The sequence below is a fragment of the Variovorax sp. W1I1 genome, from assembly GCF_030815625.1.
GTDB classification, from domain to species: Bacteria; Pseudomonadota; Gammaproteobacteria; order Burkholderiales; family Burkholderiaceae_C; genus Variovorax; species Variovorax paradoxus_C.
Genome location: NZ_JAUSWZ010000001.1, coordinates 6,630,988 through 6,643,026 on the forward strand (window position 1 = coordinate 6,630,988; position 12,039 = coordinate 6,643,026).

Consider the following 12,039-nt stretch of genomic DNA (forward strand, 5'->3'; position numbering starts at 1 on the left):
GGCGAGGGAGGGGCGCTTTCAATTCCCGGGCCCGGCGCGAGCGCGTCAGAGGGGAGTTGAAAGCTGCCGAGACGGGGCGGTTTCCATGGGGAGTCTCCGGTTGCAGCGAGGCGCGATTATGTCACCGGCCACATGGCGGCAACCTGACTGAACTGGACGGACATACAGTAAAGTCGTGCCCCATGCAGACCGCTGCGTCCCCCGTTTTTTCCGCTGCGCCAAAGACCCAGGCCGAGCGCCTTGCCGCGGCGTTGGCCACGCTCAACGACGACCAGCGCGCAGCCGTCGAGCACGGCGTCGGCGCTGCGGTGGCCGACGATCACCGCCCGCTGCTGGTGATCGCCGGCGCCGGCTCCGGCAAGACCAGCACGCTGGCGCATCGGGTGGCGCACCTGATCGCAGACGGGGTCGATCCGCAGCGCCTGCTGCTGCTGACTTTCTCGCGCCGCGCCGCGCAGGAAATGGAGCGCCGCGCGGGCCAGGTGCTGGCCAAGGTGCTCGGCCTCAAGTCGGAACGCCCGCCCGCGCTGCCGTGGGCCGGCACCTTTCACGGCATCGGGGCGCGGCTCTTGCGCGAGTACGCGCAACAGATCGGACTCGACGAGAACTTCACGATCCACGACCGCGGCGATGCCGAAGACCTGATGGGGCTGGTGCGCCACGAGCTGGGCCTGTCTTCCACGGTCAACCGCTTCCCGCGCAAGGGCACGTGTCTCTCGATCTATTCACGCTGCGTGAACACGCGCGCTTCGGTGGCCGAGGTGCTGAAGGACGCCTTCCCGTGGTGCGGCGAATGGGAGGCCGAGCTCAAGAAGCTGTTCGGCGCCTACGTCGAAGCCAAGCAACAACAGAACGTGCTCGACTATGACGACCTGCTGCTCTACTGGGCCGAGATGGTCGCCGAGCCCGCGCTGGCCGAGGCCGTGGGCGCGCGCTTCGACCACGTGCTGGTCGACGAGTACCAGGACACCAACCTGCTTCAGGCCTCGATCCTGCTGGCGATGAAGCCCGATGGGCGCGGCGTCACGGTGGTGGGGGACGACGCGCAATCGATCTACTCGTTCCGCGGCGCGACGGTGCGCAACATCCTCGATTTCCCTTCGCAGTTCAGTCGGGAGGCAAGGGTGGTCACGTTGGAGCGCAACTACCGCTCGACGCAGCCGATCCTCGATGTGTCGAACCGCGTGATCGCGCAGGCGGCCGAGCGGCACGCCAAGACGCTCTGGACCGACAAGCCCTCCGCCGGCAAGCCGCAACTGGTGCTGGTGCCCGACGAGGCGGGGCAGGCGCGTTGGGTGGCCGACAAGGTGCTCGCGCACCGCGAAGGCGGGCTCGCGCTCAAGTCGCAGGCGGTGCTGTTTCGCACCTCGTCGCACAGCGCTGCGCTCGAACTGGAACTGGCGCGCCGCAACATCCCGTTCGTGAAGTTCGGCGGGCTCAAGTTTCTCGAGGCCTCGCATGTGAAGGACCTGCTCGCCGTGCTGAGGTTTGCCCAGAACCCGCGCGGGCGCATGGCGGGCTTTCGCGTCACGCAGCTGATTCCGGGCATCGGGCCCATCACCGGCACGCGCTTGCTCGATGCGATGGACCAGGCGGCCGATCCGGCCGCGGCCGTGCGCGACTTCGTGCCGCCGTCCGCGGCACGCGAGCAGTGGGCCGGGTTCGCCGAGGCCTACGCCGCGTTGCGTGCGCCGTCGCTGGCGTGGCCGGCCGATGTGGAGCTGGCGATGGGCTGGTATCTGCCGCACCTGGAGCGGCTCTACGACGACACCTCCGGCGTGCGCCGTCAGGACGTGGAGCAACTGGTGCGCCTCGCCGCCGGCTACGGTTCGCGTGAGCGCTTCCTGACCGAGCTCACGCTCGATCCGCCCGAAGCCACGAGCGATCGTCCGGGGCCGCCGCTGCTCGATGAGGACTACCTGATCCTTTCCACCATCCATTCGGCTAAGGGCCAGGAATGGAACTCGGTGCATGTGCTCAATGTGGTCGACGGCTGCCTGCCGGCCGATGTGGCGCAGAGCGCGCACGAACTCGAGGAAGAGCGGCGCCTGCTCTATGTCGCGATGACGCGGGCCCGCGACCACCTGCACCTCCTGGTGCCGCAGCGCTTCTACATCACGCAGCAGGCGGTGCGGGGCGACCGGCATCTCTATGCGAATCGCACGCGCTTCATCACGGAATCGGATCTCGCTGGCTTCGAGCAGCAGACCTGGCCACCACCGCCGGTACAGCCGCCCGCGGTGCCTCCGCCCGCCGCCGTGATCGACTTGCGCAACCGCATGCGCGCGGCCTGGCGCTGAAGCGGCTGGCCCTTCGCCCGGGAGGGTCACCGGGCGAGAAGCGCGTTAACACTTGCAAGCAAAGCGCCACGAAGGCGGGCCAAGCTGCAAGGGCAGCTATGGATTCAATAGCGGATTGAAGCAGGCCCCAGGCGCTCTCGCCACCCGGAGAACCCAGGTATTGCAATACCGTGACAGCTTGGGCATAGTGAATCGACCGACCCCTCTTTCTTCCCCTTCCTCCTCTTCTCTCCCTTCTCCCGCACCACACCTGTTTCGCCGGCCACGCTCCATTCCGGAGCGGGGTCATTTCCCCAACCGTCAATTCTCAGGAGGTCATTCATGAATTTGACGATCAGCGGTCATCACCTCGACGTCACCCCTGCCTTGCGCACCTACGTCACGAGCAAGCTGGACCGGATCACACGGCACTTCGACCAGGTGGTCGATGTGAAGGTGATCCTCACGGTGGAAAAGCAGAAGGAAAAGGAACGCCGCCAAAGGGCGGAGTGCAACATTCACGTCAAGGGCAATGACATGTTCGCGGAGTCGAGCCACGCTGATCTCTACGCTGCGGTCGATGAGCTGGTCGACAAGCTCGACCGCCAGGTGGTTCGCCACAAGGACCGCCTGCAGGACCACCATCACGTGGCGCCCAAGCGCGTGATGTGAACAAGGAGCGGGGCTCTCGGGCCCGCTCGCACCACAGGCCGCCTTTGGGCGGCCTTTTGCTTTTCCGACTACCGCCATCGGACTTTGGGGTTTTCTGCTGGTTTCTGCCGGCTTCTGCCTGGGGCAGCGAGGCCTCTGGGCAACATGTAAACAGAAAGTAGATAGGGGGACTGGGGGTTTTTACCAACCGGGTGCATAATCGCCCCCGCTCTGCTCCCACCATGAATCGCCTCGCGTCCATCCTGCCGCCCGCCCAAGTGCTTGTGAGCGTTGACGCTACCAGCAAGAAACGTGCTTTCGAAGAAGCTGGCCTTCTGTTCGAAAGCCTCCATGGCCTGGGGCGCGCCCTCATCACCGACAGCCTCTTTGCGCGCGAGCGCCTCGGCTCTACCGGCCTGGGTCACGGCGTCGCCATTCCGCATGGCCGCATCAAGGGCCTCAAGGCGCCGATGGCCGCGGTGTTCCAGCTGGCGAATCCCATCGGTTTCGACGCTCCCGACGAGCAACCCGTCGCGCTGCTGATCTTCCTGCTGGTACCCGAAGCGGCCACGCAGAAGCACCTCGAAATCCTCTCTGAAATCGCCGAGCTGCTGAGCGACGCCAGCCTGCGCGAGCAGATCAAGTCCAGCACCGACGCCGCCGCCTTGCACGGCCTGATCGCCGGCTGGCAGTCGACCCAAGTCGCCTGAGTGCATGCGTCGGCGTGCGCGGCTGCTGCTAAGCTGCGCGACACCTCCCCTGTCCCTCATCCATCCAATGCCGGCGCCGAGCGCCGCCTTCTGAACGCATGAAGCCGACCGTCATCAGCGCCGATGCCATGTTCGAGGAGTTCCGCGGGTCGCTCCGCTGGGAGTGGCTCGCGGGGCTCGGCGCTTCGGAGCGCCAGTTCGATCCCGAGGTCATCAGCCGCGCCCAGTCGGCGGCCGACCTGGTCGGTTACCTCAATTACATCCACCCTTACCGCGTGCAGATCCTCGGCGCCCGCGAGGTGGCTTATCTCACGCGCGGCAGTCCCGACGACTGCGCGCGCCGTATCGCCCGCATCGTCACGCTGGAGCCGCCGATGCTGGTGCTGGCCGACGGCCAGGCGCCGCCGGACGAGCTGCTGTCGATCTGCGAGCGCGCCCAGTTGCCGCTCTTCGCCACGCGCGAATCGTCGGCCTTCGTGATCGACCTGCTGCGCGCCTACCTGTCCAAGCATTTCGCCGAGCGCACCTCGATGCACGGCGTGTTCATGGACATCCTGGGCATGGGCGTGATGATCACGGGCGAGTCGGGCCTCGGCAAAAGCGAGCTCGGCCTGGAGCTGATCTCGCGCGGCAACGGCCTGGTGGCCGACGATGCGGTCGACCTCTACCGCATCAACCAGAACACCATCGAGGGCCGCTGCCCCGACCTGCTGCTGAACCTGCTGGAAGTGCGCGGCATCGGCCTCCTGGACATCCGCGCGATCTTCGGCGAGACGGCGGTGCGCCGGAAGATGCGCCTGAAGCTCATCGTGCACCTGGTGCGCCGTGACAGCTTCGAGCGCGACTACGAGCGCATGCCCTCGGCGCCGCTCACGCAGGACGTGCTGGGCATTCCGGTGCGCAAGGTCATCATCCAGGTGGTGGCGGGGCGAAACATCGCCGTGCTGGTCGAGGCGGCCGTGCGCAATTCGATCCTGCAGCTGCGCGGCATCGACACCTATGCGGATTTCGTGGCACGCCACCACAAGGCGATGGAAACCGGCCAAGACTGACCCCGTTTTGCCAGGGACACCGCGGAACCGGCTTTGCCGGGCCGCCGGTGTCGCCCCCTGAAAGGGGGTTGGCGAAGCGACACGAAGTGCGCGAAGACTGGGGGTAAGCCCTGTTCTAGCGCTTCTTTACGCAGTCGCCGCAGAGGCCGTAGAGCGACATCGCGTGGTCCTGCAGGATCCAGCCCTTGTCCTTGGAAATCATCTGCTGGCGGCGCTCGATCTCGGCGTCGTAGAACTCCTCGACCTTGCCGCACGAGGTGCAGATCAGGTGGTCGTGGTGCGTGCCTTCATTCAGTTCGTAGACCGCCTTGCCGCTCTCGAAGTGGCTGCGCTCCAGGATGCCGGCCTGCTCGAACTGCGTGAGCACGCGGTAAACGGTGGCAAGGCCAATGTCGGAATGTTCGTTGAGCAGGACGCGAAACACGTCTTCGGCCGTCATGTGCCGCTGGCTGCCCGTCTGGAAGATTTCCAGAATCTTCAGGCGTGGCAAGGTGGCCTTGAGGCCGGTATTTTTGAGTTCGTCGATATTGGCCATGATGGTTCCTGCGCCCTGTGCCGCGGTCAGGTCCTGAAAAGGCCAGCCGCTACAATGGCCGATCATATCGCTACCCCCTTTTCCTCCCATGCTTGCCATTTTCCAACGCCGTTCCTGGCTGCTGGCTGCTGCCGTCGCCGCGACGCTCTGCCTCGGTGCCTGCAGCGGTTTCAGCGATCGCACGCGTGGCGCGCTGGCCGCGGTCACGCCCTACAAGGTCGAAGTGGTCCAGGGCAATTTCGTGTCGAAGGAGCAGGTCGCGGCGCTCAAGCCCGGCATGTCGCGCCAGCAGGTGCGTGAAATCCTCGGTACTTCGCTGCTGAACGACGTATTCCATGCCAATCGCTGGGACTACGTGTTCACCATCCGCCGCCAGGGCGTCGAACCCCAGGAGCGCCACCTGACTGTGTTCTTCAACGGCGAGCTGATGGACCGCTTCGTAGGCGACGAGATGCCCAGCGAAGAAGAATTCGTCGCCACGCTCGACACCCGCAAGAAAACGGGCAAGGTGCCCCCGCTCGAGGCCACGGAAGACGAGCTCAAGAAGTTCGCGCCGGCCAAGGACCAGAAAACCGATGCCGCCGCCTCGGCGACCATCGTGCCTCCGCTGCCTGCCGCCTACCCCCCGCTCGAAGCCGCGCGCTGAGCGCAACCAGAGCGGGCGGCGCCCGCCGAGTCAGGCGGCGTCCGTCCGGTCCCCCATGGTTCCAAGTGGCCTGCGGGCCATTCCGATGACTGAATCCGCGTGACTCAACCTACCTCTTCCTCCCCCTCCGCCACTTCCGCGCCGCGCCGCATCGCCATCGCCGGCGCTTCGGGCCGCATGGGCCACATGCTGATCGAGGCCGTGCGCAATGCGCCTGACTGCCGCTTGGCCGGCGCCCTCGACATCGCCGGCAGCGAAGCCATCGGCACCGACGCCGCCGCTTTCCTCGGCTTCACGAGCGGCGTGCCCATCGTGGCGGACCTGCGCACGGGCCTGAAAGATGCGCAGGTGCTCATCGACTTCACCCGCCCCGAAGGCACGCTCGCGCACCTCGCGGTCTGCCGCGAGCTCGGCGTGCAGGCCGTGATCGGCACCACCGGCTTCAGCGACGCGCAGAAGGCCGAGATCGCCGAGATCGCGAAAGACGTGGCCATCATGCTGGCCCCCAACATGAGCGTGGGCGTCAACGTCACCTTCAAGCTGCTCGAGATGGCGGCCAAGGCGATGTCGACCGGTTACGACATCGAGATCATCGAGGCCCACCACCGCCACAAGGTCGACGCGCCCTCGGGCACCGCGCTCAAGATGGGCGAAGTCATTGCCGACGCGCTGGGCCGTGATCTCAAGGACTGCGCCGTCTACGCCCGCGAAGGCATCACGGGCGAGCGCGATCCGTCGACCATCGGCTTCTCGGCCATCCGCGGCGGCGACATCGTCGGCGACCACACCGTGCTGTTCGCGGGCATCGGCGAGCGCATCGAGATCACCCACAAGTCGTCGAGCCGCGTGACCTACGCGCAGGGCGCCCTGCGCGCGGTGCGCTTCCTGGCCGAGCAGAAGGCCGGCCTGTTCGACATGTACGACGTGCTCGGTCTGCGTTAAGGCCAACTCCGATGAGCGTCCTCGAACTGCTGACCCATGGCGACGGCGTCAGCCGCTCGGTGGCGGCGCTCTTGCTGGCGATGTCGATCGCGAGCTGGGTCGTGATTCTCTGGAAGACGTGGCTGCTGCGCGGCGGCACGCGCGATGTGCTGCGCAGCATTGCGGCGTTCTGGCAGTCGGCCACGCTGGCCGATGCCGAGCAGAAGCTCCAGGCTTTCGACCGCGCAGCGCTGGTGCTGCCCGCGGTCGTTGCCATCAAGAATGCGGCGGCCGTCAATGTCAATGGAACGCTGGGCGCCACGGCCGATCGCAACCAGCGCCTCACGCGCGTGCTGCGCGATGCCTTGCACGGCGCATTGCGGCGCCTGCAGGCCGGGCAGATTCTTCTTGCCACTGTCGGCGCCACGGCGCCCTTCGTAGGGTTGCTCGGCACGGTCTGGGGCATCTACGGCGCGCTGACGGGCATCGCGGGCCAGACCGGCGGCTTCACCATCGACAAGGTGGCCGGCCCCGTCGGCGAAGCGCTCGTCATGACCGCCTTCGGTCTGGCGGTCGCCATTCCGGCCGTGCTGGCCTACAACGTCTTCGGACGCGTCATCGGCCGCATCGAAGCCGAGCTCGAAGGCTTCGCGCACGACCTGCTCGGCAGCTTCGGCGCGGCGCCCGCGCCCATTGCACCGCCGCCCGCGCGGCCGATGCCGGTCTAGGAGCTTCGAGAACCATGGCCTTCGGACGCACCTCGCTCGGCAGCAGCGCCGCAGGCGGCGGGCGTGCGACGGGCGCCTGCGGGCAACGGCCGCTCTCGGACATCAACGTCACGCCGCTGGTCGACGTGATGCTGGTGCTGCTGGTGATCTTCATCATCACGGCGCCGCTGATGGCCAGTTCGATCAAGCTCGACCTGCCGCAGACCGATGCCGGCCAGCCCAACGACACGCCCAAGTTCGTGAGCCTCGCGGTCGATGCATCGGGCAAGGTGTTCCTGAACGACAAGCCCGTGACCGACGAAGAGCTGGCAGCCCAGCTCGAGAAGTCCGCGGCGGACAGCAAGGACACCGAAGTGCAATTGCGCGCCGATCAGACCGTGCCCTACGGCAAGGTGGTGGCGCTCATGGGTATTGCGAACAAGGCGGGGTTGAGCCGCATCGGGTTCGTGACCGAGGCCGAAGCGGCCCCCGAAAAGCCGCGCTGAGCTGTCCGTCTCAGCCGAGCACCACCGGCTTCGTGTTCCAGATCTCATGCGCGTACTGCGCAATCGTGCGGTCCGAAGAGAACGCCCCCATCCCCGCCACATTGAGAATCGCCATCCGCGTCCACGCGTCCGAATCGCGGTAGAGCGCATCGACCTCGGCCTGCCTGGCGACATAGCCCGCGTAGTCGGCCAGCAGCAGGTAGTGGTCGCCCCAGTTCACCAGCGCGTCGTAGATGCCCTGGTAGCGTGACGGCTCGCCCGGCGAGAACGCGCCGTCGCGGATCGCATCCAGCACGCGCTTCAACTCCGAGTTCTCCTCGTAGATCTCGCGCGGCTGGTACCCGCGTGCCCGGATGTCCGCCACCTCCGGCGTCGTGTTGCCGAAGATGAAGATGTTCTCCGGCCCCACGTTCTCGCGCATCTCCACGTTGGCGCCGTCGAGCGTGCCGATGGTGAGCGCGCCGTTCAGCGCGAACTTCATGTTGCCGGTGCCCGAGGCCTCGGTGCCCGCGGTGGAAATCTGCTCCGACAGGTCGGCCGCCGGCATGATGATTTCCGCCAGGCTCACGCTGTAGTTCGGCAGGAACACCACCTTCAGCAGCTTGCCCACGCGCGCATCGGCGTTGATGGTGCTCGCCACGTCGTTGATGAGACGGATCACCAGCTTGGCCATCGCATACGCCGAAGCCGCCTTGCCTGCGAACACCACCACGCGCGGCACGATGTCGAGGGGCGTGCCGGCCGCTTGCGCGTCGAGGATGCGGTGATAGCGCGTCACCACATGCAGCACGTTGAGCAGCTGCCGCTTGTATTCGTGGATGCGCTTGACCTGCACGTCGAACATCGCGTCGGTGTCCAGGTCGATCTTCAGGTGCTCTCCGACCCAGTTGGCCAGCCGCAGCTTGTTCTCGCGCTTGGCGTGGCGGAACGCGCGCACGAACGCGGGTTGCGCGGCCATGGGCTTGAGCGCCTCGAGTTGCGACAGGTCGCGCCGCCAGCCCTTGCCGATGCGCTGGTCGAGCAGCCCGGCCAGCGGCGGGTTGGCCTGCGCCAGCCAGCGGCGCGGCGTGACGCCGTTGGTCTTGTTGTTGAAGCGCTCGGGAAAGATCTTGTCGAAGTCCGCAAAAATCGACTGCTTCATCAGCTCCGAATGCAGCCCCGACACGCCGTTGATCGAGTGGCTCGCGAGCACCGCCACATACGCCATGCGCACGCGCCGCTCGCCCGCTTCATCCACCAGCGAAAGCCGGCGCATCAGCTCCACGTCGTTGCCGACCTTCTGCGTCACGGTGGCGAGGAACTTCGCGTTCATGTCGTAGATGATCTGCAGGTGCCGCGGCAATATGCGGCCCAGCATTTCCACCGGCCAGGTCTCCAGTGCCTCGTGCATCAGCGTGTGGTTGGTGTAGCTGAACACCTTCTGCGTGTGCGCCCAGGCCTCGTCCCAGGCGAGGCCGTGTTCGTCGAGCAAAAGGCGCATGAGCTCGGGCACCGCGAGCACCGGGTGCGTGTCGTTCAGGTGGATGCTGACCTTCTCGGAGAGCTGGTCGAAGGTCTTGTGGCTGCGCAGATACCGCCGCAGCAGGTCCTGCACGCTCGCGCTGCAGAAAAAATACTCCTGGTGCAGCCGCAGCTCGCGCCCCGAGGGCGTGGAGTCGTCGGGGTAGAGCACGCGCGAGACGTTCTCCGACTGGTTCTTGCTTTCCACCGCGCCCATGTAGTTGCCGCGGTTGAAGGCCGAGAGGTCGATCTCCTCGGTGGCGCGCGCTGACCACAGCCTGAGCGTGTTGGTGGCCTGCGTGCCGTAGCCCGGGATGATGGTGTCGTAGGCCACGGCCAGCACGTCGTGCGTGTCGACCCAGTCGGCCGCGCCGTAGGGTGCGTTGGTGCCTTCGCGCTTTTGCACATGGCCGCCGAAGCGCACGCGGTAGTTCACCTCGGGCCGCTGGAACTCCCAGGGGTTGCCGCGCGTGAGCCAGTAGTCGGGCGTTTCCACCTGCTGGCCGTCGACGATGCGCTGGCGGAACATGCCGTATTCGTAGCGGATGCCATAGCCCATGCCGGGCACGCCGAGCGTGGCCATCGAATCGAGGAAACAGGCCGCGAGCCGCCCGAGGCCGCCGTTGCCGAGCGCCGCATCGGGCTCGCGCTCGGCCAGCGCCGACATGTCGACGCCGAAGTCGGCCAGGGCTTCGCGCACCGTGTCGTAGAGGTCGACCGCGAGCAGCGCGTTCGTGAAGGTGCGCCCGATGAGGAACTCCATCGAGAGGTAATAAACGCGCTTCAGGTCCTGCGCGTAGTTGGCGCGCGTGGTCATCATCCAGCGCTCGACCAGCTGGTCGCGTACGGCTTGCGAGGTGGCGTTGAGCCAGTCGTCCTGGCTGGCGGCGACCGGGTCTTTGCCGACCGCGTAGATCAGCTTGTTGGCCACGGCGCGCTTGAAGGCCGCGACGTCGCGGTCGGGATGGTCGTAGGCGAAGTCTTTGATCGTCATGGTGGGTGGCGTTCTCGTAGTGAGTGGTGTTGTGTCTGCCGTGCGCTGGATCAGGTGGGCGCCAGCGCCTGCCGGTAGACGTCGATGTATTGCGCGGCGGCCGTGGCCCAGTCCGCCGGGCGCCGCATGGCGTTGCCGCGCACGCGGCGCCAGTCGGGCGCGCGCTCGTAGAGGGCGAAGGCGCGGCGCAGCGCGCGTTCGTAGTCGGCTGCGTCGAAGCGGTCGAACACGAAGCCGGTGGCCTCGCCGCTCGCCATGTCTTCCAGCGTGCTGTCGACCACCGTGTCGGCGAGGCCGCCGACGCGGCGCACCAGCGGCAGGCTGCCGTATTTCAGGCCGTACATCTGCGTGAGGCCGCAGGGCTCGAAAAGCGAAGGCACCAGCGTCACGTCGCCGCCGCCGAAGAGCTGGTGCGCGAGCGTTTCGTTGTAGCCGATGGTGACGCTGACCGATTGCGGCGCCGCCGCCGCGCGCTGGCGAAAAGCCTCTTCGAGCCATGCTTCGCCGCTGCCCAGCAGCGCGAGCTGGCCGCCCTGCGCGAGCAATGCATCGATGCCGCCGAGCACGAGGTGCAGGCCCTTCTGTTCGGTGAGCCGGCTCACCAGGATGAAGAGCGGCGCGTCTGGCCGCTCGGCCAGGCCGAGCTGATGCTGCAGCACCGCCTTGCAGCGCGCCTTGCCCGCCATGTGGCGGCCTTCGGGCGTGTGATAGCCCTGCACCAGCGCGGTATCGGCGGCGGGGTTCCAGACCTTGTCGTCCACCGCGTTGAGGATGCCGGTGAGCGCGCCGCTGCGCTGGCGCAGCAGGCCGTCGAGGCCGCAGCCCTGCTCGGGCGTCTGGATCTCGCGCGCGTAGGTCGGGCTCACGGTGGTGATGCGGTCGGCGAAGTGCAGGCCGGCCTTCATGAAGGAGACCTGTCCGTGGTATTCGAGCCCGTTCATGTGGAAGGCAGGCGCGGGCAAGCCGAGGTCGGCGAAGTTCCAGGGCGCGGAAATGCCCTGGTAGGCGAGGTTGTGCACGGTGAACACGCTGCCGGCGCGCGTCGAGCCGGCTTCGCGCGCGAAGTGCAGGTAGGCCGGCGCCAGGCCCGCGTGCCAGTCGTGCGCGTGCACGACCTCGGGCTGCCACGCCGGGTCCAGTCCTTGCGCGAGTTGCGCCGCCGCCCAGCCGAGCAGCGCGAAGCGCCGGTGGTTGTCGCCGTAGGGCTGGCGCGTGGCGTCTTCGTAGGGATTGCCAGGCCGGTCGTACAGCGCCGGCGCATCGATCACGTAGGCGGGTATCGGCGGCGCACCGTCGATGGCGATGTGCCCCGCGCGCAGCGCGAAGCGCTCGCTGCCCCAGGGCGCGGTGAGCTCGGCCACCGGCGCCAGGTCGCGCACGCCGGCCACGATGGCCGGAAAACCCGGCAGCAGCACGCGCGCGTCCTGCCCCGCGGCCATGAGCGCGAGGGGCAGGGCGCCGGCGACATCCGCCAGGCCGCCGGTCTTGAGCAGGGGAAAGAGTTCGGCGCTGACCTGGAGGATTCGCATCGTTCGTGG

11 protein-coding genes are annotated in these 12,039 nt (G+C 67.1%); 8 read left to right on the plus strand and 3 right to left on the minus strand.

All coding sequences use genetic code 11. From position 1 onward, the window contains the following. Window positions 1–182: 182 nt before the first annotated feature. The 4 genes from QFZ83_RS30900 (at window position 183) to hprK (ending at window position 4,692) form a co-directional block, all read left to right on the plus strand. Window positions 183–2,300, plus strand: a complete 2,118-nt coding sequence (locus QFZ83_RS30900; protein WP_307512167.1) for an ATP-dependent helicase — start codon at window positions 183–185, stop codon at window positions 2,298–2,300. A gap of 321 nt (window positions 2,301–2,621) precedes the next feature. After that, window positions 2,622–2,951 carry a ribosome hibernation-promoting factor, HPF/YfiA family gene (hpf, locus tag QFZ83_RS30905; protein ID WP_013538898.1) on the plus strand — a complete coding sequence of 110 codons (330 nt, stop codon included), beginning with the start codon at window positions 2,622–2,624 and terminating at the stop codon, window positions 2,949–2,951. A gap of 221 nt (window positions 2,952–3,172) precedes the next feature. Next, a complete protein-coding gene (locus tag QFZ83_RS30910; protein WP_093127334.1) occupies window positions 3,173–3,640 on the plus strand; it encodes a PTS sugar transporter subunit IIA in 468 nt (155 codons plus the stop codon). 98 nt (window positions 3,641–3,738) lie between these two features. Further along, the gene (gene hprK, locus QFZ83_RS30915) at window positions 3,739–4,692 is read left to right on the plus strand and encodes an HPr(Ser) kinase/phosphatase (RefSeq protein ID WP_013538900.1); all 954 of its coding nucleotides are present in this window, start codon (window positions 3,739–3,741) and stop codon (window positions 4,690–4,692) included. Window positions 4,693–4,807: 115 nt separating this feature from the next. Here hprK and fur read toward each other — a convergent pair whose 3' ends face one another. Then, window positions 4,808–5,227 (minus strand): ferric iron uptake transcriptional regulator, encoded by a 420-nt coding sequence (gene fur, locus QFZ83_RS30920; RefSeq protein WP_013538901.1) that lies wholly within the window; start codon window positions 5,225–5,227, stop codon window positions 4,808–4,810. An 88-nt stretch (window positions 5,228–5,315) separates the two neighbouring features. On the opposite strand from fur, the gene QFZ83_RS30925 reads away from it, so the two are divergent. The 4 genes from QFZ83_RS30925 (at window position 5,316) to QFZ83_RS30940 (ending at window position 8,007) form a co-directional block, all read left to right on the plus strand. Next, the gene (locus QFZ83_RS30925) at window positions 5,316–5,873 is read left to right on the plus strand and encodes an outer membrane protein assembly factor BamE (protein WP_307512168.1); all 558 of its coding nucleotides are present in this window, start codon (window positions 5,316–5,318) and stop codon (window positions 5,871–5,873) included. A gap of 99 nt (window positions 5,874–5,972) precedes the next feature. Further along, window positions 5,973–6,815 carry a 4-hydroxy-tetrahydrodipicolinate reductase gene (gene dapB / locus QFZ83_RS30930; protein ID WP_373424087.1) on the plus strand — a complete coding sequence of 281 codons (843 nt, stop codon included), beginning with the start codon at window positions 5,973–5,975 and terminating at the stop codon, window positions 6,813–6,815. 11 nt (window positions 6,816–6,826) lie between these two features. Next, a complete protein-coding gene (locus QFZ83_RS30935) occupies window positions 6,827–7,522 on the plus strand; it encodes a MotA/TolQ/ExbB proton channel family protein (protein WP_307512169.1) in 696 nt (231 codons plus the stop codon). 14 nt (window positions 7,523–7,536) lie between these two features. Next, window positions 7,537–8,007, plus strand: coding sequence for a biopolymer transporter ExbD (locus QFZ83_RS30940; protein WP_307512170.1), 471 nt, complete (start codon window positions 7,537–7,539; stop codon window positions 8,005–8,007). A gap of 10 nt (window positions 8,008–8,017) precedes the next feature. Here the strand turns inward: QFZ83_RS30940 and QFZ83_RS30945 are convergent, their stop codons facing one another. Continuing rightward, entirely contained in the window at window positions 8,018–10,501 is a 2,484-nt protein-coding gene (locus QFZ83_RS30945; RefSeq protein ID WP_307512171.1) for a glycogen/starch/alpha-glucan phosphorylase, read from the minus strand. 50 nt (window positions 10,502–10,551) lie between these two features. Next, the gene (gene glgA / locus QFZ83_RS30950; RefSeq protein WP_307512173.1) at window positions 10,552–12,030 is read right to left on the minus strand and encodes a glycogen synthase GlgA; all 1,479 of its coding nucleotides are present in this window, start codon (window positions 12,028–12,030) and stop codon (window positions 10,552–10,554) included. Window positions 12,031–12,039 lie beyond the last annotated feature (9 nt).

Excerpts from the sequence above, each read along its gene's own strand:
- QFZ83_RS30900 (WP_307512167.1), top strand. The coding sequence starts at position 183 with ATGCAGACCGCTGCGTCCCCCGTTTTTTCCGCTGCGCCAAAGACCCAG.
- hpf (WP_013538898.1), top strand. The coding sequence starts at position 2,622 with ATGAATTTGACGATCAGCGGTCATCACCTCGACGTCACCCCTGCCTTG.
- QFZ83_RS30910 (WP_093127334.1), top strand. The coding sequence starts at position 3,173 with ATGAATCGCCTCGCGTCCATCCTGCCGCCCGCCCAAGTGCTTGTGAGC.
- hprK (WP_013538900.1), top strand. The coding sequence starts at position 3,739 with ATGAAGCCGACCGTCATCAGCGCCGATGCCATGTTCGAGGAGTTCCGC.
- fur (WP_013538901.1), bottom strand. The coding sequence starts at position 5,227 with ATGGCCAATATCGACGAACTCAAAAATACCGGCCTCAAGGCCACCTTG.
- QFZ83_RS30925 (WP_307512168.1), top strand. The coding sequence starts at position 5,316 with ATGCTTGCCATTTTCCAACGCCGTTCCTGGCTGCTGGCTGCTGCCGTC.
- QFZ83_RS30935 (WP_307512169.1), top strand. The coding sequence starts at position 6,827 with ATGAGCGTCCTCGAACTGCTGACCCATGGCGACGGCGTCAGCCGCTCG.
- QFZ83_RS30940 (WP_307512170.1), top strand. The coding sequence starts at position 7,537 with ATGGCCTTCGGACGCACCTCGCTCGGCAGCAGCGCCGCAGGCGGCGGG.
- QFZ83_RS30945 (WP_307512171.1), bottom strand. The coding sequence starts at position 10,501 with ATGACGATCAAAGACTTCGCCTACGACCATCCCGACCGCGACGTCGCG.
- glgA (WP_307512173.1), bottom strand. The coding sequence starts at position 12,030 with ATGCGAATCCTCCAGGTCAGCGCCGAACTCTTTCCCCTGCTCAAGACC.